Annotated in this window: 20 protein-coding genes; 11 read left to right on the forward strand and 9 right to left on the reverse strand. The window is 71.8% G+C overall.

Annotated features, from left to right (window positions below; genetic code table 11):
- Nucleotides 1–2: 2 nt before the first annotated feature.
- Nucleotides 3–3,587 carry a DNA polymerase III subunit alpha gene (gene dnaE, locus ACGFIV_RS22940; protein WP_358557829.1) on the forward strand — a complete coding sequence of 1,195 codons (3,585 nt, stop codon included), beginning with the start codon at nt 3–5 and terminating at the stop codon, nt 3,585–3,587.
- Nucleotides 3,588–3,657: 70 nt separating this feature from the next.
- Here dnaE and ACGFIV_RS22945 read toward each other — a convergent pair whose 3' ends face one another.
- The 3 genes from ACGFIV_RS22945 to ACGFIV_RS22955 all read right to left on the reverse strand — a co-directional run bounded on the left by ACGFIV_RS22945 (nt 3,658) and on the right by ACGFIV_RS22955 (nt 7,499).
- Nucleotides 3,658–4,497, reverse strand: a complete 840-nt coding sequence (locus tag ACGFIV_RS22945; RefSeq protein WP_392837510.1) for an ABC transporter ATP-binding protein — start codon at nt 4,495–4,497, stop codon at nt 3,658–3,660.
- A gap of 97 nt (nt 4,498–4,594) precedes the next feature.
- Complete coding sequence (locus ACGFIV_RS22950) at nt 4,595–6,178, reverse strand: serine/threonine protein kinase (protein WP_392837512.1); 1,584 nt, start codon at nt 6,176–6,178, stop codon at nt 4,595–4,597.
- Between the two features lie 223 nt (nt 6,179–6,401).
- Nucleotides 6,402–7,499, reverse strand: coding sequence for an alpha/beta hydrolase (locus tag ACGFIV_RS22955; protein WP_392837514.1), 1,098 nt, complete (start codon nt 7,497–7,499; stop codon nt 6,402–6,404).
- Between the two features lie 316 nt (nt 7,500–7,815).
- On the opposite strand from ACGFIV_RS22955, the gene ACGFIV_RS22960 reads away from it, so the two are divergent.
- Genes ACGFIV_RS22960 through ACGFIV_RS22970 form a run of 3 tightly spaced genes read left to right on the forward strand, consistent with a single transcriptional unit; the run spans nt 7,816 to nt 10,204 of the window.
- Entirely contained in the window at nt 7,816–8,589 is a 774-nt protein-coding gene (locus ACGFIV_RS22960; protein WP_392837516.1) for an ABC transporter permease, read from the forward strand.
- Between the two features lie 39 nt (nt 8,590–8,628).
- Entirely contained in the window at nt 8,629–9,426 is a 798-nt protein-coding gene (locus ACGFIV_RS22965) for an ABC transporter permease (protein WP_392837518.1), read from the forward strand.
- Nucleotide 9,427: 1 nt separating this feature from the next.
- Complete coding sequence (locus ACGFIV_RS22970) at nt 9,428–10,204, forward strand: ATP-binding cassette domain-containing protein (RefSeq protein WP_358560879.1); 777 nt, start codon at nt 9,428–9,430, stop codon at nt 10,202–10,204.
- Between the two features lie 9 nt (nt 10,205–10,213).
- Here the strand turns inward: ACGFIV_RS22970 and ACGFIV_RS22975 are convergent, their stop codons facing one another.
- On the reverse strand, nt 10,214–10,723 hold the full coding sequence (locus ACGFIV_RS22975; protein WP_358560882.1) for a hypothetical protein: 510 nt from the start codon (nt 10,721–10,723) through the stop codon (nt 10,214–10,216).
- A gap of 149 nt (nt 10,724–10,872) precedes the next feature.
- On the opposite strand from ACGFIV_RS22975, the gene ACGFIV_RS22980 reads away from it, so the two are divergent.
- Both ACGFIV_RS22980 and ACGFIV_RS22985 read left to right on the forward strand, forming a co-directional pair.
- A complete protein-coding gene (locus tag ACGFIV_RS22980; RefSeq protein WP_358560885.1) occupies nt 10,873–11,448 on the forward strand; it encodes an MFS transporter in 576 nt (191 codons plus the stop codon).
- A gap of 109 nt (nt 11,449–11,557) precedes the next feature.
- Nucleotides 11,558–12,319: a YcnI family protein gene (locus ACGFIV_RS22985; protein WP_392837521.1), complete on the forward strand. Its 762-nt coding sequence runs from the start codon at nt 11,558–11,560 to the stop codon at nt 12,317–12,319.
- Nucleotides 12,320–12,398: 79 nt separating this feature from the next.
- On the opposite strand, the gene ACGFIV_RS22990 is transcribed toward ACGFIV_RS22985, so the two are convergent.
- The 3 genes from ACGFIV_RS22990 to ACGFIV_RS23000 are packed head-to-tail and all read right to left on the reverse strand — an operon-like array spanning nt 12,399 to nt 15,482.
- The gene (locus ACGFIV_RS22990) at nt 12,399–13,319 is read right to left on the reverse strand and encodes an ABC transporter permease (protein WP_392837523.1); all 921 of its coding nucleotides are present in this window, start codon (nt 13,317–13,319) and stop codon (nt 12,399–12,401) included.
- A complete protein-coding gene (locus ACGFIV_RS22995) occupies nt 13,306–14,325 on the reverse strand; it encodes an ATP-binding cassette domain-containing protein (RefSeq protein WP_392837525.1) in 1,020 nt (339 codons plus the stop codon). The genes ACGFIV_RS22990 and ACGFIV_RS22995 overlap by 14 nt, the downstream gene beginning before the upstream one ends.
- Nucleotides 14,322–15,482, reverse strand: a complete 1,161-nt coding sequence (locus ACGFIV_RS23000; protein ID WP_392837527.1) for an outer membrane lipoprotein carrier protein LolA — start codon at nt 15,480–15,482, stop codon at nt 14,322–14,324. Before ACGFIV_RS23000 ends, ACGFIV_RS22995 begins: the two co-directional genes overlap by 4 nt.
- Nucleotides 15,483–15,720: 238 nt before the next feature.
- On the opposite strand from ACGFIV_RS23000, the gene ACGFIV_RS23005 reads away from it, so the two are divergent.
- The 3 genes from ACGFIV_RS23005 to ACGFIV_RS23015 all read left to right on the forward strand — a co-directional run bounded on the left by ACGFIV_RS23005 (nt 15,721) and on the right by ACGFIV_RS23015 (nt 19,302).
- Nucleotides 15,721–16,395, forward strand: a complete 675-nt coding sequence (locus tag ACGFIV_RS23005; RefSeq protein WP_392837529.1) for a response regulator transcription factor — start codon at nt 15,721–15,723, stop codon at nt 16,393–16,395.
- Entirely contained in the window at nt 16,385–17,752 is a 1,368-nt protein-coding gene (locus tag ACGFIV_RS23010) for a sensor histidine kinase (RefSeq protein ID WP_392837531.1), read from the forward strand. Before ACGFIV_RS23005 ends, ACGFIV_RS23010 begins: the two co-directional genes overlap by 11 nt.
- A 122-nt stretch (nt 17,753–17,874) precedes the next feature.
- A complete protein-coding gene (locus ACGFIV_RS23015; RefSeq protein WP_358560388.1) occupies nt 17,875–19,302 on the forward strand; it encodes an aspartate aminotransferase family protein in 1,428 nt (475 codons plus the stop codon).
- Here the strand turns inward: ACGFIV_RS23015 and folP are convergent.
- Together folP and ACGFIV_RS23025 are read right to left on the reverse strand one after the other, a co-directional pair.
- A complete protein-coding gene (gene folP / locus ACGFIV_RS23020) occupies nt 19,293–20,141 on the reverse strand; it encodes a dihydropteroate synthase (protein ID WP_358560390.1) in 849 nt (282 codons plus the stop codon). The genes ACGFIV_RS23015 and folP overlap by 10 nt on opposite strands.
- An 86-nt stretch (nt 20,142–20,227) precedes the next feature.
- Nucleotides 20,228–21,097 (reverse strand): LysR family transcriptional regulator, encoded by an 870-nt coding sequence (locus tag ACGFIV_RS23025; RefSeq protein ID WP_358560392.1) that lies wholly within the window; start codon nt 21,095–21,097, stop codon nt 20,228–20,230.
- A 322-nt stretch (nt 21,098–21,419) separates the two neighbouring features.
- Here ACGFIV_RS23025 and ACGFIV_RS23030 point away from each other — a divergent pair, with 322 nt between their 5' ends.
- On the forward strand, nt 21,420–22,790 hold the full coding sequence (locus tag ACGFIV_RS23030) for a neutral zinc metallopeptidase (RefSeq protein ID WP_392837534.1): 1,371 nt from the start codon (nt 21,420–21,422) through the stop codon (nt 22,788–22,790).
- Nucleotides 22,791–23,003: 213 nt separating this feature from the next.
- A complete protein-coding gene (locus ACGFIV_RS23035) occupies nt 23,004–24,635 on the forward strand; it encodes an LCP family protein (RefSeq protein ID WP_392837536.1) in 1,632 nt (543 codons plus the stop codon).
- Nucleotides 24,636–24,981: the final 346 nt, after the last annotated feature.

A 24,981-nucleotide genomic window follows, 5' to 3' on the forward strand; every position in this document is an offset into this window, starting at 1 on the left:
CCGTGGCTGATTCATTCGTTCACCTGCATGTTCACACTGAGTACTCGATGCTCGACGGCGCGGCCAAGATCAATAAGCTGGCCGCGCGAGCGGCCGAGCTCGGCATGCCGGCGATCGCGATGAGCGACCACGGCAACATGTTCGGCGCCTACGAGTTCCAGTCGAAGATGAAGGCCGCCGGGGTGAAGCCGATCATCGGGATCGAGGGCTACGTCAGCCCCGAGTCCCGCCACTACAAGAAGCCGGTCTTCTGGGGAGAGCCTCACCAGCGCAAGTCCGACGAGCGCACCGGCCTCGGTGGTGACGTCTCGGCCACCGGCACCTACCTGCACAAGACGATGTGGGCCGTCAACGCCCAGGGCCTGCGCAACCTGTTCCGCATCTCTTCCCTGGCCTCGCTCGAAGGCCACATGAAGAAGTACCCGCGCATGGACGACGAGCTCTTCGAGCAGTACCACGAAGGGATCGTCGCCACCACCGGCTGCCCGTCTGGCGCCGTCCAGACCCGCCTTCGGCTCGGGCAGTACGACAAGGCGCTGGAGCACGCCGCCAAGTACCAGGAGATCTTCGGCCGCGACAACTACTTCCTGGAGATCATGGATCACGGTGGGATCCCGATCGAGACGGGGGTCCGCAACGAGCTGCTGCGGATCGGCGAGACCCTCGGCATCCCGCCGCTGGTCACCAACGACTCCCACTACGTCACCGAAGACCAGTCCACCGCGCACGACGCGCTGCTCTGCGTCGGCACCAACTCCCAGATCAGCGACCCGACCAGGTTCCGCTTCTCCGGCAACGGCTACTACGTTCGCTCCGCCGAGGAGATGTGGGCGCTCGATCCGAGCTCCGAGATCTGGGCCCAGGGCTGCAAGAACACCCTTCTCATCGCCGAGCGCGTCGAGTCCTACGACGAGGTGTTCGCCCACCGCGACCTCGCCGCCAAGTTCCCGGTCCCCGAAGGGGAGACCGAGATGAGCTGGCTGCGCAAGGAGGCCCAGCGCGGCGCGGTCCGCCGGTACGGCGACCCTGTGCCGGCCGAGGTCCAAGAGCGCATCGAGTACGAGCTCGGCGTCATCGAGAACATGGGGTTCCCCGGCTACTTCCTCGTCGTCGCCGACATCTGCCAGTACGCCCGTGACAACGGCATCTGGATCGGCCCGGGCCGCGGATCGGCCACCGGCTCCATGGTGGCCTACGTCACCGGCATCACCGAGCTCGACCCCATCGAGCACTCCCTGCTGTTCGAGCGGTTCCTGAACCCCGAACGCATCTCCATGCCCGACGTCGACCTGGACTTCGACGAGCGCAGGCGCGGCGACATGATCCGATACGTCACCGAGCGCTACGGCGAGGACAACGTCTCGCTGATCATCACCTACATGACGATCAAGTCGAAGGCGGCCGTCAAGGACGCGGCCCGCGTCCTCGGCTACCCCTTCCCGGTCGGGGAGAAGATCACCAAGGCGTTCCCGCCGGCCGTCATGGGCAAGGAGATCCCGCTCACGGGCATCTTCGACGAGAAGCACCCCCGGTACGCCGAGGCGACCGAGCTGCGCAAGCTGTACGAAGAGGACCAGGACGTCAAGCAGGTCATCGACACCGCGCTCGGCCTGGAGGGGCTGACCCGGGGCACCGGGGTCCACGCCGCGGGCGTCATCCTGTCGTCCCAGCCCCTGCTCGACGTCATGCCGATCTTCATGCGGCCGGACGACGGCGCGCGCATCACCGGCTTCGACGGGCCCAGCAGCGAGAACATGGGCGCGCTGAAGATGGACTTCCTCGGCCTGCGCAACCTCACCGTCATCGGTGACGCCGTCCAGAACGTCAAGGACAACCGCGGGGTCGACCTCGACATGCTCACGCTGGCCCTGGACGACAAGAAGACCTACGAGCTGCTGGCCCGCGGCGACACGCTCGGCGTGTTCCAGCTCGACAGCTCGATGATGCGCGACCTCACCAAGCTGATCGCCCCGGCCCGGTTCGAAGACATCTCGTCGGTCCTGGCGCTGGGCCGCCCCGGTCCGATGGGGGCCAACGCCCACGTCAACTACGCGCTTCGCAAGGCCGGGCAGCAGGACATCACGCCGATCCACCCCGAGCTCAAGGAGTCCCTGGAGCCGATCCTCGGCACGACCTACCACCTGGTGGTCTACCAAGAGCAGGTCATGGCCATCGCCCAGCAGCTGGCCGGGTACACCCTGGGCGGCGCCGACATCCTCCGCCGCGCGATGGGCAAGAAGAAGAAGGAGGAGATGGACAAGCAGTGGGCCACCTTCTCCTCCGGCATGGTCGGCAGGGGGTACACCGAGGAGGCGGCCAAGGCCGTCTGGGACGTCCTGGAGCCGTTCAGCTCCTACGGGTTCAACAAGTCCCACACCGCCGGCTACGGGCTCGTGTCCTACTGGACCGCCTACCTCAAGGCCAACTACCCGGCCGAGTACATGGCCGCCCTGCTCACCTCGGTCGGCACCAACAAGGACCGCATGGCGCTCTACCTCGCGGAGTGCCGGCGCATGAAGGTGAAGGTCCTGCCGCCCGACGTCAACGAGTCAGGGCTGCGGTTCAGCGCCGTCGGCGAGGACGTCCGGTTCGGGCTCGGCGCGGTGCAGAACATCGGTGAGAACGCCATCAACGGCATCATCACCTCCCGCACGAAGAAGGGCGCCTTCAGCGACTTCAACGACTTCCTGACCAAGGTCCCGCAGGTCGTGTGCAACAAGAGGACCATCGAGTCGCTGATCAAGGCCGGGGCGTTCGACGGGCTCGGCCACACCCGGCGGGGACTGGTCCAGATCCACGACCAGGCCGTCGACTCGGTCATCGACGTCAAGCGCAAGGAGGCCCTGGGCCAGGACTCGCTGTTCGGCGCGTTCGACGACGACGACGGCGGAAGCAGCGTCTTCCGCGTCGTGGTCCCCGACGGCGAGTGGGACAAGAAGACCAAGCTGTCCTTCGAGCGCGAGATGCTCGGCCTCTACGTCTCCGATCATCCGCTCAACGGCGCCGAGCGCGTCCTTGAGCGCAACCGCGACCTTTCCATCGCCCAGGTCCTGGAGGGCCAGGCGGGGTTCGGCAACGTCCGCATCGCCGGCATCATCTCCGGCGTCGACAAGAAGGTCACCAAGAAGGGCGACGTCTGGGCCATCCTCAAGATCGAGGACCACGACGCGTCCATCGAGGTGCCCTGCTTCCCCCAGACCTACCAGCTGTACGGGAGCAACCTCGCGCCAGACCTGGTCGTCTCCGTCACCGGCCGCATCCGCTCACGCGGCGACGGTGAGGACGCCACCGTGTCGTTCAACGCCACCGACATCGCGTTCCTCGACATCTCCGGCATCCAGGCCGACGGGCGCGAACCCGTGGTCATCGCCCTGCGCGAGGAGCGCGTCACCGAGGACCTCGTCAGCGAGCTCAAGCGGATCCTGATGGTGCACTCCGGCGACACGCCCGTCCACCTGCGCATGGAGCGCCTCAACCGGAGGATCAGCGTCGTCGAGCTGCCCGACTACCGGGTGAACGTCAACACCGGAGCGTTCGCGGGCGACATCAAGGTCCTCCTCGGCCCCAACGCCCTCGTCGGCCCCTGACATGGCGCTCCCCTACAGGGCTCCCGACGGTGGACGCGAAGGCGCCCACCGTCGCCGAGCGTGATGGCCCTCAGAGGCGGGGGCGGGCGGCGCGGACGTACCAGCGGCCGTCGGCGCGGGCGAGGGCGAGCCTGCGGCCGAAGCACTCGCTGAGGTTCTCGCCGGTGAGCACCTCGTCCACCGGGCCGGCCGCCAGGACGCGCGCGTCGCGGACGAGCAGCGCGTGGGTGGTGGTCGCCGGCACCTCCTCCAGGTGGTGGGTGACCAGCACCGTCGTCAGCGCCGGACGGCTCCCGGCCAGGTCCTCGATCGCGGTGATCAGATCCTCCCTGCCGGGGAGGTCGAGACCCGCGAACGGCTCGTCGAGCAGCAGGATCGCCGGGTCGGCCATGAGCGCCCGCGCGATGCGCACCCGGCCCCGCTCACCCTGGGAGCACACCCTGAACGGCCGGTCGCCCAGGTCCTTGCAGCCGAGGTCGGCCAGCAGCGCGTCGGCCCTGTCGCGCTCCCTCGGCCCGTAACGGTCCCACAGCGGAGCGCTGCTGCCTGTGTAACCGGTGAGCACGACCGTCTGGGTGGTGAGCCCCTCCTCCTCCATCAGCTCCTCGTCGACGAGCCGCTGGCTCGCGGCGACCAGGCCGATGTGGCGGCGCAGCTCGCGAAGGTCGACCCGGCCCAGCCGATGGCCGAGCACCCTGGCCGTGCCCGAGCTGGGGTGGCGTACGGCCGCGGCCACCGACAGCAGCGTGGTCTTCCCCGCCCCGTTCGGCCCGAGGACCACCCAATGCTCGCCGTACTCCACCCGCCAGTCGATGCCGGCCAGGAGTGTGCGGCCCACGACCTTCACGGTCACGCCGGTCACCTCCAGCGCGGCCCCGGCGCTGCGGTCATGGTTGATCTGCGAACCCATCGCGCCAGCATAGGAGCAAAGCCCCCGCGACGGGTTCGCAGGGTGATCTGATCCAGTGACCTTGGGCCGCATCGCCCTGATCCTTCTACACCGGCGGTCAGGCGGGCGGGGTGTCGCTGAGCGTGGGGTCCGGCGGGGACGGCGTCGGCTCGGGGGACTCGCCGTCACCCCACTCGGGGACCTGGCTGATGCTGATCGTCGGCTTGGGAGGGCTATTGGTGGGCGAGGGTTCCTGCGTCGGGCCCTTGGTCGGCTTGCAGGGCTTCTCCTTGCCGCGCTTGTTCGTACACGTCTCGGGGTCGTCGGGAGGAGGCTGCTGGGTGGTGCGCACGGACGTGGGCGAGGGCATGCGGGTCTGCCACTGGGCGTCGGGCACGGGCGTGCCGCCGCCGCTGGGCTCGCCCTGCCGCGACATCGCCAGGGTCGGGGTGGGCGTGAACCCCGGCAGCCGCCCGGGGCCGCGGGTGCTGGAAGGCTCGCCGGCCGCGGCCCTGGACCCCGAGGTCTCCAGCACCTCCACGGGAACGCGGGAGCCCTCGATCGGCACCACCACCGGGATCCGGCCGGGGCCGCTCAGGCTCGGGACGGCCTCGCCTCCCCCGGTGCCCGCCGCCACGACCGTCACCGCGGCGATCGACACCGTCGCCAGGGCCGCGAACCCCGCATGGGAGGCGTGACCGCGCCGAGCGGCCGATCGGCGCGCCGACCGCGCGCCCGTCGTGGCCGCGCCGTCGGGAGCCGCGCCGTCGCCGGTGGGGCCGGTGACGTTCAGGCGCCCCGCGCCCGCCGGGTACGGGACCGGGACCCAGATCTCCTCCAGCACCGCGGAGACGGCCTCCCGCTGGTCCCAGGAGCGGTCCACTCCCCCGGCGTCCAGCAGCCAGGCCAGCAGCGCGGCGGCGTTCGGGCGCTCGCCCGGCTCCTTGGCCAGCGCGGCGGAGACGGGGTCCCACAGGAGCTTGGGCACCGAGGCGAGACGCGGCTGCTCCACCAGGATGCGCCGGGTCAGCACGTCGGCCTCTCCTGTGCCGAACGGGTGGTGGCCGGTCGCGGCGTAGGCGACCAGGCATCCCCAGGCGAAGACGTCGGAGGCGGGGATGGCGGGCCCGCCGGTCAGGCGCTCGGGCGCCACCCATCCCGGGCTGCCCATGATCTGGCCGGCCTGCGTGTGCGCGACGGCGGCGTCCAGGTCCCTGGCGATGCCGAAGTCGATGACGCGGGGGCCCCTCGGGGACAGCAGCACGTTCCCGGGCTTCAGGTCGCGGTGGACGAAGCCCGCCTCGTGGATGGCGACCAGCGCCGCCGCGGACCCGAGCGCCACGCCGTAGGCGAGGTCGGGGGTGAGCGGGCCGCGCGCGGCGACGATCTGGGACAGGGACGGGCCGGGGATGTGCTCGGTGACGAGATAGGGACGGTCGCGGTCGGTGCCGTCCTCAAGGACCGGAGCGGTGCAGAACGGCACCACGCGGCGGGAGAAGGCGACCTCCTCGGTGAACCGCGCCCGGAGCGTCGGATCGCTGAGATGGACGGCGTGCGGCGTCTTGAGCGCGACCAGACCTCCCTCTGGCCGCTCGGCGAGGTACACCACGCCCATCCCACCGGCGCCGAGACGGCCGAGCAGAAGGTAGCGACCGATGATCACCGGGTCGCCCACCGTCAGCGGCCGAACGCCTGGAGGCATCCCGCTGGGGACACCTGCTCCGCCACGTGCCATCCGGAGGTGACCTCTCTTCGAGACGTACGGCACAGGCCACTGTGTCCCTCGCGAAGGCCATTCGGCGCAAATTAGTTCGAAGCGGCATGAGAGGTAAGGCGAATCATCCCTCAAGGTAAGGAACCTGAGGGTCTTATGTGACTCAATGGGCGGTTGTGACCTCTGTGCCGGGTCGACCCGCCCCCGTACGTCAGGCCGCCGCCGAATCGGATCCCTGACCCGCGAGGGACGGCTGCGGCGGGTCCGCCGCCACCGAGAGCACCGGCGACTCCCCCGCCGGAACAGGCTCGGGAACGGGCGAGGAGACCGGCGTTCCAGAGGAGACCGGCGTTCCGGAGGATGCCGCGACGGCGTCGAGGAAGCGCTGGATGTGGCCGAAGACCAGGCGGGCCTCGGGCACGACGTCCGCCAGGATGGCGAACACGTGCGGCATGCGGCGCCACTCCTCGTAGGTCACCTTCACCCCGGCGCCACGGGCCTTTCGGGCGACGCGCCGGCCCTCGTCGCGCAGCACCTCGGTGGACCCGGTGACGACCATGAGCGGCGGCAGGCCGGTGTAGTCGCCGAAGACCGGCGAGACCAGCGGGTCGCGGCGGTCGAGCCCGGCGGTCCACCGGCGTGCGAGCCAGTCGACCCGGCTCGCGGGCAGCATCGGGTCGACCCATCGGTTGACCGTACGGCGGCTGTCGGAAAGGTCGGCCCACGGCGACAGGCAGATCGCGGCCGCGGGCAGCGGCAGGCCGCGGTCCCGCAGGGCCAGCAGCGTCGCCAGGGTCAGGTGCCCGCCCGCCGAGTCGCCGGCGAGCAGGATGTCCGCGGGCTCGTACCCCTGGTCCAGCAGGCCCTGGTACGCGCCGAGGGCGTCGGCCAGCGACTCGCTCAGCGCGTGGACGGGGCCCTGGCGGTAGTCGACCGCGAGCACGGGACGCCTCGCGGCGGCCGACAGGCGCCAGGTGATCGGCCGGTGCGTCGCCGGGGAGCAGAAGAAGTACGCTCCGCCGTGGAAGTAGAGCAGCACCTTGCTCTCGTCCAGATCGTCTCCGGCGCGCACCCATTCGGAGCAGGAGGGGGTGGTGTCCTCCTTGACGATGGATACGTGCGCGGGAGGGGGAAGCGGGAGCCGCTCTCCAAGGGCCATCAGCCGGACGACGAGTCCCATCCCGATCTCGTGTCTGAGCAGCAGGGCCGAAATGGGCTTGGTCGTACCGCGCAGCAGGCCGTTGAGCGCGCTCGCCCGCCAGCTGATCGGGTACACCGGGTGAATGTCCACGTCGATCTCCTGCTGCATGTGACCCTCCATGAGCAGCCTTGCCGAATCTTGTTCTATCTACCTGCCCGTATACCCCGGTTTACATGGGTGTTACACACTTTGTCGAGGGTTACCCGGAACATTTGACCTGGTAGGGGTGCCTAAGGGCTCGGCGTGGATCAGCCTAGCTCCCCGGGGGACCTGGCCGGCCGGTCGCGCCCGGCGGCGTCGAGGGCGCGCCGGGCGCGCCCACCGAGACGGACGGGCGGCGCGGTGAATCGCGGGTCGCCCGGGGCGGGGGTGGTTACAATTCCAGTTCCGCCCATCCTGGAGGTGCCCGACCTTCCCGCTCTATGTGACGATCTTCACGTACGGCTTCCGCCGTCACGCCACCTACCGGGCCGCCGCCCTCGCGGGGGCGTTCACCAACACGATCTTCGGCATCCTCCGCGCGTACGTGCTGATCGCGTTGTGGCAGGCCCGGCCGGGCCTCGCCGGGTACGACGTCACCGACGCGATCACCTTCTGCTTTCTCACCCAGGCGTTCATCGGGCCCATGGAGGTCTTCGGAGGCGGCCTGCAGTTGGCCCAGCGGGTGCGCACCGGTGACATCGCCCTCGACCTGGTGCGCCCGGCGTCGCTCCAGATGTGGACCCTGGCCGACGACCTCGGGCGGGCCGCGTTCCTGTTCTTCGTCAGGAGCATCCCGCCCGCGGCGGTCGGCGCCCTGCTCTTCGGGATCCACGTCCCCGCGAACCCGGTCACCTGGGTGGCGTTCCTCGTCTCGATCGTCCTCGGCGTCACGGTCAGCTTCGGCCTTCGCTACCTGGTGGCGCTGTCGAGCTGCTGGGTCGTGGACGACCGGGGCCTGCAGTCGCTGTCGCTGGTCATGACGACCTTCTTCAGCGGCATGGTGCTGCCGCTGGTCCTCTTCCCCGGCCGGCTCGGCACAGTGGCGCAGGCGCTGCCCTGGGCGGCCATGGTGCAGGTCCCCGCCGACGTCTACCTCGGCAAGCGCGACGTCCTCGGCGCGCTCGCCTTCCAGGCCATGTGGGCGGCCGTCGTGCTCGCCGCCGGCGCGCTCGTCACCCGGTCCGCGCGCCACAAGGTGGTGATCCAGGGTGGCTGACTCCCTCGCGGGACGCCCCCGGAGGGAGGCGTGCCCACGGTGATCGAGTTGGTGAGGAGCTACGTGCTCCTGGCGGCCGCCTGGATGCGCGCCGCCGCGCAGTACCCCGTGTCGATGGCGCTGCTCACGGTCGGCTCGTTCCTGGTCACCGGCCTCGACATCGCGGCGATCGCGGTGATCTTCACCCACACCGGCTCCCTCGGCGGCTTCACCCTGCCCGAGGTGATGTTCCTGTACGGCACCGCGGGCATGTCGTTCGCGCTCGCCGACCTGCTCTTCGGTAACGTCGACAAGCTCGGCCAGCACGTCAGGGCCGGCACGTTCGACGCGATGCTGATCCGGCCGGTGAGCCCGTTCGTGCAGATCGCGGTCGAGCGGTTCACCTTCCACCGCCTCGGCCGCACGGCGCAGGCGGCGACCGTGCTCGCGATCGCCCTCACCCGGCTCCACGTGCCGTGGCAGCGCGCGTGGATGATCCCGCTCATGGTGCTCTGCGGAATCGTCCTGTTCACCGCCGTGTGGACCCTCAGCGGGGCGCTCCAGTTCCTGCTGACCGACGCGGCCGAGGTGGGCCACGCGTTCACCTACGGGGGCGGCCAGCTCACGCAGTACCCGCTGAGCGTCTACGGGGGCGACCTGGTGCGCGCGGTGACGTTCATCGTGCCGCTGGCGTTCGTCAACTGGCAGCCTGGCCTGTTCGTCCTCGACCGCCCCGACCCGATGGGCCTGCCCTACTGGCTGCGCTTCCTCGGCCCGGTCGCCGCGCTCACGCTGTCCTGCGTGGCGGCGCTCGCGTGGCGCGCCGGGCTCCGCCGCTACCGTTCGACGGGGAGTTGACATGATCGAACTCGACGGGGTGGGCCGTTCCTTCACGGTCCGCGGCAAGACGGGACGGCTGCGCCGGAACTCGCGGGTCGTGCACGCCGTACAGGACCTGTCCTTCCAGGTGGCCGCCGGGGAGTTCGTCGGCTACCTCGGGCCGAACGGCGCGGGCAAATCCACGACGATCAAGATGCTGACCGGGATCCTGACGCCCACCAGCGGGCGCATCCGGGTGGCGGGCCTCGATCCGTCCCGGCGCCGCACGACGCTCGCCCGGCGCATCGGCGTGGTCTTCGGGCAGCGGACGACGCTGTGGTGGGACCTGCCGCTCAGGGACAGCTTCACCCTGATCCGGCACCTTTACAAAGTAGATCAAGTGCAGTACCGGAAGCGGCTCGCCGAGCTGGTCGAGGTGCTGGACCTCGGCGCGTTCCTCGGCACGCCCGTACGGCAGCTCAGCCTGGGGCAGCGCATGCGGGGCGACATCGCGGCGGCGCTGCTGCACGACCCCCCGGTGCTGGTGCTCGACGAGCCCACCATCGGGCTCGACGTGGTGAGCAAGGCGGCGGTGCGCGACTTCCTGCGCGGGCTCAACGCCGAGCGGGGCACCACCGTGCTGCTCACGACGCACGACCTCGGGGACATCGAACGGCTCTGCCGGCGCGTCATGCTGATCGACCACGGCAGCCTCGCCTTCGACGGGACCGTCGCCGAGCTCATGGCCACCGCCCCCGGCGACGCGTCGATCGAGGATGTCGTCACCCGCCTCTACACGCGGGCCGTCCCTTCATGAACGGCCGGCTCAGTAGTAGCCGCCGCCGGCGGGCGCGGAGGCCTCCTCCTCGTAGTCGTCCTCCTCGTCCCTGTGCCGGCCGGCCCACCGCGAGGGCATCAGCACCGGGATGAACAGCGCGATGCCCAGCATCGCGAAGACCCCCGTGCCCAGCAGGCCCTGCATGCCCTTGCCCGCCTGGACGACCATCGGGTTCATCGAGGGGCCGGTCGGCGCGAGGCCGAGCGCGCGGTTCACGTCCAGCACGTAGATCACCGTCCACGCCAGCAGGGCCATGGACGGCACGAACGTCGCGAGGGGCGAGACCCGGCCCGCCACCACCAGGCCGAGGATCAGGCCGGCCACCAGCATCGCCCCGAGGCCGACCAGCGCCTTGGTGTCCCTCACCGGGTCGACGGCGCCCGTGGCGTTCGCGACGCTCGCCATGCCGCGTAACGCGTCCTGCGAGGCCCACCCGGCGCCGGCCAGCAGCACCGCCGTCACCACGACGCCGAGCAGCAGCCCGAGAAAGTGCCGCATGGTCACCCACCTCGTTCTTCACAGAACCAGCGAACGCGGGCAACAGTAGCGAGAAAACCCCTGAAACGGCAGATGTCATATTGAGACGGGGAAATGCGGATCGCCCACCAAGACAGGCGGTCCCCGGGCATGACACGATGTGGGGCGTCATGCGTGCCCGCCTCCCCCTGCGCCTCGCGCGGTCGGCCGCCTTCACGGTCGTCTGCGTGACCCTCGCCGTGCTCGGCCACCGGGCGGCCGGCGGGTCGGGGCCTTCGTCGTGGGCGGCGGCGTCCGGAGGCGTCGCGGTGACCGCCGCGGCCGTGCTCCTCGCCGGGCGCGAGCGCTCACCCCAGACGATCATCGGTTTCCTGGTCGGAGCGCAGCTGTTCCTGCACCAGCTCTTCGGCCTCTCAGGGGACATCGGCTCGCCCCTGAGCGTCCACCTCTCCCACGGGCAGGGGCTCGGCGCCGACGTCGGCATGGTGGTCGCCCACCTCACCGCGACGCTGATCACCGGCTGGTGGCTGGCCCGGGGCGAGTCGGCCCTGTGGTCGGTGCTCCGCAGGCTCGGCGCGCTCGCCGTCCGCCGGCTGCGCCACCTGCTGGCCCTCCTCGACGAGGGCACGGGCGGCCCCGTACGGCCCGCCGCCCGCGCCCCCCGGCACCTCGATCCCGCCCCGGTCAGGCGGGAGCTCCGTCACACGGTCACCAGGCGCGGTCCTCCGCTTCCCGCCGCCTTCTGACATCTCGCGAGCCGCCGCCCCCCGGTGGAGCGTCCACCGGCGCCCGCCCGGACCCCGGCGGCATGGCCCGCGCTTTCGCCTGATCCCCCGTACGAAGTGGAGAATTCCCATGTCGTTGAGCTCTGCCGGCCGCCGCCTGGCCGCCGTCGCCGCCGGTGCCCTCGCCCTCACCATCGGCCTCGCCCTGCCCGCCCTCGCCCACGTCACCATCAACCCGGGGACGGCGGAGAAGGGCGGCTTCACCAAGGTCGCCTTCCGCGTCCCCAACGAGCGGGACAAGGACTCGACGACCAAGCTCGTGGTCGACCTGCCGGTCGACCACCCGCTGCCGTTCGTCTCGGTGCGCCCGGTCCCCGGCTGGAAGGTCGAGGTCACCAAGAGCAAGCTGCCGAAGGCCGTCCCGTCCAAGTACGGCGACATCACCGAGGCCGTCACGAAGATCACCTGGTCCGGGGGGAAGATCGACCCGGGCCAGTTCCAGGAGTTCGAGGTGTCCATGGGGTTCATGCCCGAGGACACCGACCAGCTCGTCTTCCCCGCGACCCAGACCTACTCCAGCGGGGAGGTCGTGAAGTGGGCGGACGAGCCCAAGGCCGACGGCACCGAGGCCGAGCACCCCGCCCCCACCCTCAAGCTCGTCGCCCCGGCGGCGGGCGAAGGTGACGAGCACGGGATGAGCGCCGCGCCCGCGAGTCCCGCCTCCTCCGCGCCCACGATGGCGGTCAAGGCAGACGCGCACGAGGGCGCGGGCACGTCCGACGCCGACGCGACGGCGCGGCTGCTGGCGGGCGTCGGCATCGCCGTCGGAGTCGCGGGCGTCGCGACCGGTGTCGCGGGCCTGCGCCGTGGCCGGAGCACCCCGCAGGGCTGACCCACGGCCGGGTCCGGGTGCGCGAGCGCCCGGACCCGGCTCAGCTCGTGATGTCGCGGCCGGAGAAGCGGCCCCACCCTCAGCTGGTGATGTCGCGGCCGGAGAAGCGGCCCCAGGCGATCGAGCCGAACACCACCGCGTAGGCGGCGAAGACGAGCAGCCCCTGGCCCATGACGTCGGTCGCGACCGGATCGCGCAGCGCCCCGTCGAACGAGCCCCACCAGGAGGTCAGAAGGTACGGCTCCACCGGCGCGAGCTGCGGGATCACGCCGAGGACCTGGGAGAACACCACCGTCACGACGGTCGCCGCGACGGCGCCGATGGGCACCTCGGTCAGGGTCGAGACGGCGAGGCCGACGGCCCCGAGCGCCGCCATCCCCGCGGCGCTGTAGCCGGTGACGATCAGGACGCGCAGCAGCCCGTCCGCGAGCGGGACCGTCGTCCCCGACAGTAGCGTGACCGGCCCCACCGGGAACAGGGCGAACCCCGTGACCAGCGCGGCGACCCCGACGACCGTGCAGGCGGCCAGCCCGAAGACGGCGACGTTGGCGAACTTGACGGCCAGCAGGCGGGTGCGCCCGGCCGGGGCGGTGAGCAGGTAGCGCAGGGTCCCGCCGTTCGCCTCGCCCGCGATCGCGTCCCCCGCGACGACCGCGACGGCCAGCGGCAGGAGCAGCGGGACCAGCATCGACAGCGCCACGAAGGTCAGCATCAGCCCGTTCCCGCCCACCTGCGTGATGATCGACGGCGCGTCGCCGTCTCCGCCCACCACGCGCAGCACGATGCCGATCAGCACCGGGACGACGGCGAGCACGACCAGCATCGCGATGTTGCGCGGCCTGCGGAAGGTCAGGCCCAGCTCCGAGCCCAGCAGCCGCACCGCCGCGCGCGCCGCCCCCGGGCGCGCGGCCACGGCCAGGGCCGGCTCCGCGGCCTGCCCGCCGGGGCGCGCGAGCGCGAGCGCCGGCGCCGCCGTTTCCGCCGAGTTAACCGTCGACATCGAATCCCTCTCCTGTCAGGCCGACGAACAGCTCTTCGAGGCTCGGCCGCAGGACGGCGAAGCCCCGTACGGAGACCCCGTCCCCGACCAGCTCGGCGACGACGCGTTCGGGCGCGACCGCGCCGATCTCGGCCGTGACCTCGTCGATCCCGGCGCGCACGTCGGCGAGCCCGATGAGGTTCAGCACGGACGCCGCCTGGGCGGCGTGCGGGGTCTCCACGCGCACGCGCGGCGCGTGGCCGTCGCGCAGCCCGGCGATCGGCCCCTGGGCCACCAGGCGGCCGGTGCGCATCACACCGACGTGGGTGCACATCTGCTCGACCTCGGTCAGCAGGTGGGAGGAGACGAAGACGGTGGTGCCGTCGGCCGCGATCTCCTTGATGAGCGACCGCACCTCCCTGGTGCCCTGCGGGTCGAGCCCGTTGGTCGGCTCGTCCAGGACGAGCAGCTCGCGCGGGCCGAGCAGGGCGCCGGCGATGGCCAGGCGCTGGCGCATGCCGAGGGAGTACGCCCGGTAGCGCTTGCCGGCCGCCGCGGCGAGCCCCACGCGGTCGAGCGCGGCGCCGACGCGGGCCCGCACCGTGCGGGGGTCGGCCGTGGGGTCGGCGGCGTCGTACCGGCGCAGGTTCGCCTCGCCCGACAGGTACGGGTAGAAGGCGGGGCCCTCGACGAGCGCGCCGACCTTCGGCAGGGCGGCGCCGAGCCCGGCGGGCATCGCGTGCCCGAGCACCTCGCACCCGCCGCCGGTCGGGTTCGTCAGGCCCAGCAGCATGCGGATCGTCGTGGTCTTTCCTGACCCGTTCGGGCCGAGGAACCCGAAGACCGAGCCGCGCGGCACGGCCAGGTGGAGATCGTCGACGGCGACCTGCCCACCGCGGAAGCGTTTGGTGAGCCCGCGCGAGACGATCGAGCAGTCTTCGGCGGGGACCGTTTCCGAGGCCGGGTGCGGGATCCCGCGAGGGGGCGCCGCCTCGTACGCCCCCTCCCCCGTCATCGTCGTCGTCACTCGCGGCCGGCCGCCTCGGTCAGCGCCTCGGGCGTGACGGCGCCCACCAGCAGCCTGCCGTCGTCGGTGATCAGCGCCGACACGAGCTTGCTCTGGATGAGCCTGCCGCTCCCGAAGGGCCCGGAGACCCGCTTGGCCGACTTCAGCAGCGAGTCGACCGCCCCGGCCGGGTCGCCGCCCTGCCGGTCGCCCCGGTTTCCCGTGGCGGGCCCGCGCAGGTCGGCGAGCGAGAACGGCACCTCGGCCACGGTGGTCCAGCCCTGGCCGATGGTGCGGATCTTCTTGGCGTCCTTCTCGAAGCCCGGCCCGCCGGCTTCGGTACCCTTGTCACCGCTCGGCGCGTCCTCGGCGCCGAGCGTCTTCTCCTCGACCTTGGCGCCGGCCGGCGGGGTGAACGCGAAGTTCTCCGGCGCGGGCGCCGAGAAGCTCACCTGGGTGAAGCCGACCTCGAACGCGGGCTCGGAGGCGCCCTTGGCGTAGACCTGGACGCGCAGCGGGATGTGATTGTCCCCGTCGAGGGCGAGCTTGACCTGCTTGACCAGGGACGAGGTGTCCTTGGGCGTGAGGACGAGCTGGTAGGCGGCGCGGCCCGCGACGTGCTGGCCGTTCTCGACGGTGATCGCGGTGCTCGCGTCCGCCATCTTCAGCACCTGGGCGGCCATGTCGGCCGGGGTCGTGGCGGTGGGCAGCGCGGTGGGCAGCGTGGTAGGCACGGCCTTGTCACCGCTGGTCCCGGCGCCTTGTGGCACCTTGTAGCGCGTGGCGGTGTTCAGTTCGCTCTGCCACAGCCACGCCTCGCCGGCGCCGGTGGAGATGACGTCGGTCTCGCTCATGCGGCCCGGCAGGGCGAGCCGGAGCCGGCCGTCGCCGCCGTACCAGACCTTGAGCGTGTGGGATCCGGACAGCAGGGACATCGGCGAACTGCTCGACCCTCCGGGCAGGGGCAGCGCCGGCAGGCCGAGGGAGGCGGTCTCCACCACGGTGCCCGACATCGCGGGCGGCGCCTTGTGCCGGGCGGTGTCCGCGACCTCCGCGAGCAGTTGGGCGGCGGTGCGGTCGGGCAGGGACGGATCGCCCTGGACGGCGGCGATGACCGGCCCCGCGCCGACCGCGGCTCCCACCACGGCGACGGCGACGACCGGGACCCCCCACCTCACGGCGCGTGCTCTTCTGGACTCAGGCGACATGTCACTCCTCAACGGTATGTCTTCGCGATCCGATATTCGGCAGACTGCCTCCCGGCCCCTGTGCCGAAGCTGAGACAGGCTGAGAGTGCTCTCAGGCCCGGCGACTTTCCGCAGCTCGCGGGGCCGGCGACCGGGCGGGCGCTCTCAGGCGGGTCTCAGCCGGGACAGGCCAAGATGGGGGGCCACATACGTTTTGGGGGGAGTCCGGATGCGCGTGCTCGTCGTCGAGGACGAGAGGCGGATGGCCGCCGCGCTGCGGCGCGGGCTGCAGGCGGAGGGCTTCGCCGTCGACCTGGCCCACGACGGCGAGGACGGCCTGCACCTGGCCCGCGAGGGCGACTACGACGTGGTCGTGCTCGACATCATGCTGCCGAGGCTCTCGGGCTACAACGTCTGCAAGCGGCTGCGGGCCGAGGAGAACTGGGTGCCGATCCTGATGCTGTCGGCCAAGGACGGGGAGTACGACCTGGCGGACGGCCTGGACCTCGGCGCCGACGACTACCTGACCAAGCCCTTCTCCTACGTCGTGCTGGTGGCCCGGCTGCGGGCCCTCATGCGGCGCGGCGCCCGGCGCCGCCCGGCGGTGCTCCGGTCGGGGGACCTCACCCTGGACCCGGCGGGGCGCGCCGTCGCGCGCGGCGGCACCCCGATCGAGCTGACGCCGCGCGAGTTCGGCCTGCTGGAGTTCCTGCTGCGCCGTCCCGGCGAGGTCGTGTCCAAGACCGAGATCCTGGTGCACGTCTGGGACACCTACGACACCGATCCCAACGTGGTCGAGGTCTACGTGGGCTACCTGCGCAGGAAGATCGACGTCCCGTTCGGGCGCAACGCCCTGCAGACCGTGCGCGGGGCGGGCTACCGGCTGGTGGGCGATGGAGGCTGACCGGTCGCCGCTGACCTGGTGGCGGCGCAAGAGCCTGCGCTTCCGGCTGACCGCCACGGCCTCGGCCGTACTGGCGCTGGCGCTCGCGGCGGCGGCCTCGGTGCTGGTCGGCGTGCTCGGCAGGGCGCTGGTCGCCTCCACCGACGAGGTCGCCTACCAGCGGGCCAGGGAGGTGGTGGCCCTGGCGGACGACGGGCGGCTGTCCGACCCCGTCGCCGTCTCCGACGGCACGATCATCCAGGTGCTCGACTCCCGGGGCCGCATCACCCACATCACGCTCGGCGCCGACCGCCTGGTCCCGCTGGTGAGCGCCGGCGCGCGGCGGGAGGAGCCGCCCGACGGGCGCGGCCGGTTCGTGGACGGCGCCCCGTACGGCATCCCGGGGCCGCTGCGCGTGGTGGTCCTGCACGCCGACCACGGCAGGACGGTGATCGCCGCGCGGTCGTTCAAGGACGTCGCGGACAGCCTCACCGCGACCGTCCACATGCTGGCCGTCGGCACGCCCGTGATCCTCGTACTGCTCGGCGCGGCGAGCTGGCTGATCATCGGCCGCACGCTGCGGCCGATCACGGCGCTGCGCCGGGGCGCGGCGGAGATCAGCGGGACCGCCAGGGCGCGGCGGCTCCCGGTGCCCGAGGCGCGCGACGAGGTTCACGAGCTGGCGACCACGCTCAACGACATGCTGGCCCGGCTGGAGGCGGCCGAGGCCTCGCAGCGCGCCCTGATCTCGGACGCGGCCCACGAGCTGCGGAGCCCGCTGGCCAGCATCCGCCTGCAACTGGAGGTCGCGCTCGGCCACCCGGACGGGCAGGAGTGGTCCGAGACCGCCGAGGGCGTCCTGGAGGACACCCTGCGCCTCAGCCGGCTGGCCGAGGGGATGCTCACCCTGGCGCGCCTCGACGAGCGGCGGCGCCCGGCCCGGTGGCAGCCCGTGGACCTCGCGGAGCTGATCGAGGCGACCGCCGCCCGGTACGACGAGACCGTGGTCAAGGTCCTGGCGGCGGGCCCGGCGGTCGTCGACGGCGACGCGATGGACCTTAGCCGGGTGCTGGTCAACCTGTTGGACAACGCCGTACGGCACGCGGGCGCGCACGTGGGCGTCGAGCTGCGCGTGACCGGGGCCGAGGCGGTTTTCACGGTGACGGACGACGGGCCGGGGATCCCCGAGGCCGACAGGGAGCGGGTGTTCAACCGGTTCACGCGCCTCGACAGCTCCCGCAGCCGCGACGACGGCGGGGCGGGGCTCGGGCTGGCCATCGTCCGCGAGACCGTCCTTGCCCACGGCGGGTCGGTGCGCCTGGAGGACGCCTCCCCCGGGCTGCGCGCCGTCGTGCGGCTGCCGCTCTCGCGTTCTTGATCTCCTCGTACGGATACGCGACGATCTAGTGTCCGTTATGTATGGGCTGGCGTGGTAACGTCCGTCGCCACCCGTAGGTCCGGCGCCGCCCTGTGCCACCCCGTGCGACGAGGGAGAACCGCGTGCTTCCCGAGAACGGCCGTACGGCCGACGAGCTCCTCGCCGAGATCGCCCGGCTCAGGCGCGACGACCTGCCGGTGCGCGGCGGCAAGGTCACCGCGTACGTCTACGACACCGGCCGCCCCGAGGTCCACGAGGCCGCCGCGCGGGCCTACTTCGAGATGCTCGAAGTGAACACGCTGGACCCGACGGCCTTCCCGAGCATCGTCGCGATGGAGAAGCAGGTCGTCGGGGCGGTCGCGGAGCTTCTCGGCGGCGGGCCGCACACCCCGGGCATCTTCACCAGCGGCGGCACCGAGTCGATCATGCTCGCCGTGAAGGCCGCCAGGGACGCGCGCCCCGTCGCGGGGACGCCGCGCATGGTGCTGCCGGTGACCGCGCATCCGGCGTTCCACAAGGCGGCGCACTATCTCGGCGTCGAGGTGGCGCCGGTGGCGGTCGACCTCGGCACCTACCGGGCCGATCCCGCGGCCGTGGCGGCGGCGATCACGCCCGAGACCATTCTCGTCGTGGCGTCGGCCCCCTCCTACCCCCAGGGCGTGATCGACCCCGTCGCCGACATCGCCGCGCTGGCGGCCTCGCGCGGGGTGCCGTGCCACGTGGACGCCTGCGTCGGCGGCTGGCTGCTGCCCTGGCTGGCGGAGGCCGGGGCGGCGGTCCCGCCCTTCGACCTGTCGGTGCCGGGCGTGACGTCCATCTCCTGCGACCTGCACAAGTTCGGCTACGCGCCCAAGGGCGCCTCGGTCGTGCTCTTCGCCGACCCGGCGCTGCGCCGCGCCGCGTACTTCGCCTCGGCCGCCTGGCCGGGGTACACCGTCATCAACACCACCGTGCAGAGCTCGAAGTCGGCGGGCCCGCTCGGAGGCGCGTGGGCGACGCTCAACGCGCTCGGCCGCGACGGCTACCTCGCGCTCGCCCGCAGCACGCTGGAGGCCACCCGCAGGCTCGTCGCGGGCATCGGCGCGATCCCCGGCCTGCGGGTGCTCGGCGAGCCCGAGTCCTCGCTGGTGGCGTTCACGGGCGAGGACGGCGTGGACGTCTTCGTGCTGTCCGACGAGGCGCGCGGGCGCGGATGGTTCCTGCAGCCGCAGCTGTCGTACGCGGGCATCCCCGCGAACCTGCACGTCACGGTCACCGGGGTCACCCTCGCCGGGGTGGAGGCGATGCTGGAGGTGATCGCCGCGTCGGCGGCGGCGGCCAGGGACAGGGGTCCCGCGCGGATCCCGGACGGGCTGACCGGCATCCTCGCCTCGCTCGACCTCGACGCGCTGGACGACGCGACGTTCGCGGAGCTGGCCGCGTCGGTGGGCGTGGACCTGGGCGGCGACGGCCAGCCGGAGATGGCGGTGGTCAACACGGTGCTGGACGCCCTGCCGGCCGGGACCCGCGAGGCGATCCTCATCAGGTTCCTGTCGGTGATCTACAGCTGAGCCCGGCCCCGCCGCAGCCGCTCGACGGTGGCGAGGGCGGCCCGTGCGGAGGCGGCGTCGTGGACGCGGAAGACCCGCGCGCCCTGCCAGGCCGAGACGGCCAGCGTGGCGAGGGTGCCCGCGTGGCGCTCCCCCACCGGCAGCCCGCCCAGTGTCTCTCCCACGAAGTCCTTGTTGGAGACGGCGACCAGGACCGGCCATCCGGTGGCGACCATCTCCGAGAGCCTGCGGCTGACCTCCAGCGAGTGCCAGGTGTTCTTGCCGAAGTCGTGCGCCGGGTCGATGAGGATCGCGTCCTCGCGCACTCCGGCCCGTACGGCCCGCCCGGCGAGGCCGACGGTGTGCGCGACCACGTCGGCCACCACGTCGTCGTAGGCGACGCGGTGCGGCCGGGTCCTCGGGGTGACGCCTCCGGCGTGGGCGCAGACAAGCCCGATGCCGTGCTTGGCGGCGACCTCGGCCAGACCGGGATCGGGACCGCCCCAGGTGTCGTTCAGCAGGTCGGCTCCGGCCTGGGCGACCACCTCGCCGACCTCGGCCCTCCAGGTGTCCACGCTGATCACCAGGTCGGGATGGGCGCTTCTCACGGCGGCCACCAGGTCGGCGACCCTGCGGATCTCCTCGGCGGCGTCCACGGTCTCGCCCGGGCCCGCCTTCACCCCGCCGATGTCCACGATGTCGGCCCCGGCGCGCACCGCACCGGCGACGGCGGACAGCGCGGCCTCGAAGCCGAAGGTCCTGCCCTGGTCGTAGAAGGAGTCGGGGGTACGGTTCACCACGGCCATGACGGCGAATTCGCCTGGCCGGAACTCGCGGTCGCGCAGGCGCAGAGTATGCATCGCCGCAAGCGTACGCCAGCGTGGCAGGACTGGGTTCCGATGCCGCCGGACGGCGTCCCGATGCCACGGGAACGCTCCAAAACGGCTCAGATCGCCGAACCGCTCTCGGCGACGGTGAGGAAGTCCTGCGCCATGCCCGGGAGGCGCTTGCGCGCGTGCACGAGCGCGATGATCCGGCGCAGCGGCGGGTCGAGCGAGCGGACCACCAGCCCCGCCCTCACGGCCTGCTCCGACATGCCCCGGTATCCGAGCAGGGAGGCCGAGGCGGACCGGATCGTCGCCGGCCAGCCGCCGCGCTCGTCGGTCTCGGCCGCCACGACCGGCCGTACGCCGTAGGTGGCGAAGAGCTGGTCGAACTCCCTGCGCCTGGCGCTGCCGGGGAGCGGCAGCACGAGCCTCATGCCGTTCATGCGGATCATGGGGATCGACTCGGGGAGGTCCAGCCCGGGAGGCGAGATCAGCACGATCTCCTGCCGTTCGAGCGGATGGCTGACCAGGTCGGCCGGCACGGGCAGGTCGGTCAGCCCGAGGTCGGCGCGCTGCTCCCGGATGGCGTTCACGACGCCGTCGCGTCCGTCACACCGAACGATCTGCACGCGTACGCCCGGATGCTCCGAGACGTAGGAGGGAAGGAGGCGGCCCGCCAGGCCGGGCTCCAGGCTCGGAGGCGAGGCGATGCGCAGCTCGCTTCCCCCGGAATGCGTGTGCGTGGCGAGGGCCTCGATCTCGTGGACGGCGTCGAGCGCCTCCCTGGCGAGCTTGACGACGCGGCGGCCCTGTGCCGTCACGACGACGCCCCGGCCCGAACGAGCGAAAAGCGTCATGCCGAGCTCGCGTTCGAGGTCGCGGATCGCGCGCGAAAGAGCGGGCTGCGCGATGTAGAGCGATCTGGCCGCGTCGGTCATGGTGCGGTGCTCCGCAGTGGCGACCACATAACGGAGCTGCTGCAGATTCATGGAATCGAAGCTAGGGCAGAGGGGGTCGGCGAATCCGGAACATCGCAGAGATCACCTTGGATGATTTCAGAATGTAACCAGATACCGCTACTTCCGTGACTACTGGGAAATCAGTGCACTTCTGCCCCAAATGCTCCAGAATGTGGATCTTGTGACTGGGGAGTCGGCTCGGCCTTCTGAGGCCGGGAAGGGGGCGCACGGCATGAGTACCAACGGGAACCATCCTCCACCGCCCCCGCCGGGGGGACGCCACCCCTACCCGCCCCCGCCGGATCCGGAACAGAGCGGCCCGACACCGCAGGAACCGGACCGGGGCGGCCATGTGTCGCATGACGGGGCGCGGCAGCCGTACCCGCCCCGTGGACCGCGGCAGCCACCCCCGGGATACCAGCAGCAGCACTACCCGGGACCCGCCCAGGGCCCGGCACAGCCCCACCCCGGGCCTCAGCCCCATCCGGGGCAGCGGCGTCAGGGTCCCGCGCGGCCGTCCCCTCCCCAGGGCGGCGGCCGGCCCTACCGGCAGCCGTACCCGCCCGCGCGGCCTCCCGGGCAACCCGGGCCGGCGCGCTCCGCCCCTTCCCCGCCTCCCGGCGGCCGGGCGCCCGCGCCGTTCCCGCCGCCTCCGGGCGGCCGGCCGGGCGGGCCGCCCGGATGGAACGGGCCGCCCGGCCCGCCCCGGGGTCCGTACGGCCCCGGCCCGTACGGCACGTACGGGCATCTGGCGCCGAACTGGCGCCCGCCGAAGCGCAAGTCGAGCGCGGGTGCGGTGGTCGGCGGCCTTCTCGGGGTGGTCGCCGCCGTGTTCGTGCTGCTCGTGATCGGTTCGGCGGCGCTGAAGAGCGCGAGGCAGGCCGAGCCGATCTCGCCCGTGGCGCTCCCGACGTCCGACCCGTACACGCCGATCCCGCACCTCACCCGATCTTCCCCCGACGGCACCGCCCGGTCGGCCCGCCAGGCGCTGAACACCACCCTGACCGGGAACACCGTCTACCGGGCGGGCACGCTGCCCCGCGTCGCCTGCCTCGCCCCCGCCACCGACATCTTCAACGACGCCCAGCTGAAGGCGCTGATCCTGAAGACGGGGCAGTGCATGAGCCGGACGTGGTCTCCCGCGCTGCGCCGGACCGGCATCGCCTTCGCCCCTCCGAAGTACGCCGTCACGCCGCGCGGCGGCCGGGGCGCGTGCGGCGACTTCCCCCAGCGGGGCAGCATCGTGCCCTACTACTGCCCCCGCAACACGACCATCTACGCCTCGACCACGGCGCTGGCGCGCGGCAGGGGCGACCAGCGCGGGTACGGCTCGCTCTCCACCTGGCACGGCGCGATCATCGGCATGATGGCCCACGAGTACGGCCACCACGTCCAGCAGCTGTCCGGGCTCGCCAACTCCTGGTGGGGCAAGACGCTGGCCGCGCGGTCGCAGAGCGCCAGGCTGGCGCTGAGCCGCAAGTACGAGCTCCAGGCGAACTGCTTCAGCGGCATGTGGATGAGGTCGGTGGCGGCGAGCTACCCGATCCCCGCGACCCGCCGCGGAAACCTGTTCTATTTCTTCTCCAACGTCGGAGACTGGCCCGGATACCCGCGTGACCACGGCACTCCCGCCAACAGCGGGCGCTGGTTCAGGCAGGGATACGAGCGCCAGAAGGCCTACCAGTGCAACACCTGGCTCGCCCCCGCCTCCAGCACCTCATAGGAGCCCGATGTCCGGCTCCGGCCGCTTGACAACGGTTGTCAGGACGGATACTGCGTTAAGCGACTTGTTACCGACCGATTCCCCAATATTGGCTTTGCGTCAGTGATGTCCAGGTATGGGGGTTAGAATCCTGGAATTCCGTGAACCTACGGGGGCCGGCCATGGGTTTTCGCTGGTTGGCGGCTGGATTCCGATAGTCATGAGGGAGAGCTTGTGACCACGCCTCTGGGCGGCACCGCGGGGGAGGCGGCCGGGGACGGCCCGGAGAAACCCGCCCCCGAGCGGAAGGCGGCCACGCCTCCCCGCTACGCCAAGACCCCCACCACCGCCTCCATCATCGGGTGGACGGGGCTATCCGCGCTGGTCCCCGGCGCGGCCCACCTCCGGGCGGGGCAGCGGCGCACGGGTTTCATCCTTCTCGGGGCCTTCGGTGTGCTCCTCGTCGCCGGCGTCGTGTTCGCGCTTGTCATCCGGGCGAACCTGGGCCTCGCCGTAAAGGACGGCGTCCTTGTGACGGTGACCGTCGCGGCGGCCGTCGGCGCGCTGGCGTGGTTCGCCCTCGTCATCACCTCCTACATCGCCCTCGGGCCCGACCGGCTCCCCCAGGCGGGCCAGGTCGCCTCCGGCATCGTGGTCGGCGTCCTGTGCGTGAGCGTCATGGCGCCCTTCGCGCTGACGGCGAGCAGCATGCTGACCGTCCGCCAGACCGCGGACGCCATCTTCACGAGCGACCCGGCGGTGCCGGGCGAGACCGTGACCCCGGTCAGGCAGGAGGACCCCTGGAACGGCCGGCGCCGGGTCAACTTCCTGCTCATCGGCGGTGACGCCGCCGGCGACAGGACGGGCGTGCGGACCGACAGCATGACCGTGGCCAGCGTCGACGTGAAGACCGGCAACGCGGTGATGTTCAGCCTTCCCCGCAACCTGCAGTTCGTCCACTTCCCCAAGGGCGACCCGCTGGCCGCGAGGTTCCCGAACGGCTTCACGGGCGACTCGGGGCAGGGCCTGCTGAACGAGGTCTGGCAGTACGCCGAGGACCACCTCGGCAAGGGCAGGGGCCCCCACGAGCTCAAGAGCGCCATCGGCTACACCCTGGGCCTCAAGGTCGACTATTACGCGATCGTCGACATGTACGGCTTCGCGGCCCTCATCGACGCGATCGGCGGGCTGAAGATCCGCGTGGAGACCGACATCAGGTGGGGCGGCCACTTCGGCACGGCCGGCACGATCAAGGCGGGCTACCAGCGGCTCGACGGCGAGCACGTGCTCTGGTACGGCCGGTCCCGGGTCGACAGCGACGACTTCTCGCGCATGGGGCGGCAGCGCTGCGTCATGGGCGCGCTCCTCGACCAGGCCACGCCCAGCGTGGTGCTCGCGAACTTCGGCAAGATCGCGACCGCCACCCGGCACATGTTCCGCACCGACATCCCGCGCGACCTGCTCGAACATCTCGTGCCGCTGGCCTTGAAGGTCAAGGACGCCAAGACGACCAGCCTGCAGTTCGTGCCGCCCACCATCTGGCCGGGCTCCGCGGACTGGGTCAAGATCCGCCGCCTCACCGCTCAGGCGATCAAGGACTCCGAGCGCTCCTCCCGGACGGCCCTGGCCGCGGGCGTCACCGCCAGCCCGGGCGCGCCCACCGGCGCCACTGGCGGCGCCGGCTCGGCCACCGGCCCCGCGGCGACCCCGTCGGGATCCGGGAGCCTCGCGGCCCCCACGCCCGGCGGCTCCTCCGCCGGCGCGACCCCGTCCCGCACCTCGAAAGCCTCCACCCCCCTCGACACACCCACCCCCAACCACCAGAACAAGCCGGCCAAGACCCTCTCGGAAGCCTGCGGCCTCTGAACACGCTGTCAACGAACTGAGGGGTTCCCGGTGGAGCGGGGCAAGACTGAGGAGCCGGGGGCCGTCCTGTTCATCAGGAGTGCGACGGCCCATGGGGTGTACGAGTGGGGTTAGGTGCTGGTGGGAGGTCAGCCAGTCCAGTTGCGTCGCCATACCGGTAACCAGGTCCACGTTGGCCCGCCAGCCCAGCAGTCGCTGGACTGTGGTCGCGTCAGCGTGGGTGGCAGGAACATCACCGTTGCGAGTGGTTGCAGCCTCGACCGCCACAGGGACCCCGGTGAGCTGACTGGCGATGTCGATGACGTCGTTCAGCGACGCACTGGAGCCCGCACCAACGTTGATCACG

Source organism: Sphaerisporangium sp. NPDC049003 (assembly GCF_043197795.1).
GTDB lineage: Bacteria > Actinomycetota > Actinomycetes > Streptosporangiales > Streptosporangiaceae > Sphaerisporangium.

What these genes read in the sequence shown, in the direction of transcription:
- ACGFIV_RS22945 (WP_392837510.1), bottom strand. Translation starts at nt 4,497, where the DNA reads ATGGGTTCGCAGATCAACCATGACCGCAGCGCCGGGGCCGCGCTGGAG.
- ACGFIV_RS22950 (WP_392837512.1), bottom strand. Translation starts at nt 6,178, where the DNA reads ATGCCTCCAGGCGTTCGGCCGCTGACGGTGGGCGACCCGGTGATCATC.
- ACGFIV_RS22955 (WP_392837514.1), bottom strand. Translation starts at nt 7,499, where the DNA reads ATGCAGCAGGAGATCGACGTGGACATTCACCCGGTGTACCCGATCAGC.
- ACGFIV_RS22970 (WP_358560879.1), top strand. Translation starts at nt 9,428, where the DNA reads ATGATCGAACTCGACGGGGTGGGCCGTTCCTTCACGGTCCGCGGCAAG.
- ACGFIV_RS22975 (WP_358560882.1), bottom strand. Translation starts at nt 10,723, where the DNA reads ATGCGGCACTTTCTCGGGCTGCTGCTCGGCGTCGTGGTGACGGCGGTG.
- ACGFIV_RS22980 (WP_358560885.1), top strand. Translation starts at nt 10,873, where the DNA reads ATGCGTGCCCGCCTCCCCCTGCGCCTCGCGCGGTCGGCCGCCTTCACG.
- ACGFIV_RS22985 (WP_392837521.1), top strand. Translation starts at nt 11,558, where the DNA reads ATGTCGTTGAGCTCTGCCGGCCGCCGCCTGGCCGCCGTCGCCGCCGGT.
- ACGFIV_RS22990 (WP_392837523.1), bottom strand. Translation starts at nt 13,319, where the DNA reads ATGTCGACGGTTAACTCGGCGGAAACGGCGGCGCCGGCGCTCGCGCTC.
- ACGFIV_RS23005 (WP_392837529.1), top strand. Translation starts at nt 15,721, where the DNA reads ATGCGCGTGCTCGTCGTCGAGGACGAGAGGCGGATGGCCGCCGCGCTG.
- ACGFIV_RS23010 (WP_392837531.1), top strand. Translation starts at nt 16,385, where the DNA reads ATGGAGGCTGACCGGTCGCCGCTGACCTGGTGGCGGCGCAAGAGCCTG.
- folP (WP_358560390.1), bottom strand. Translation starts at nt 20,141, where the DNA reads ATGCATACTCTGCGCCTGCGCGACCGCGAGTTCCGGCCAGGCGAATTC.
- ACGFIV_RS23025 (WP_358560392.1), bottom strand. Translation starts at nt 21,097, where the DNA reads ATGAATCTGCAGCAGCTCCGTTATGTGGTCGCCACTGCGGAGCACCGC.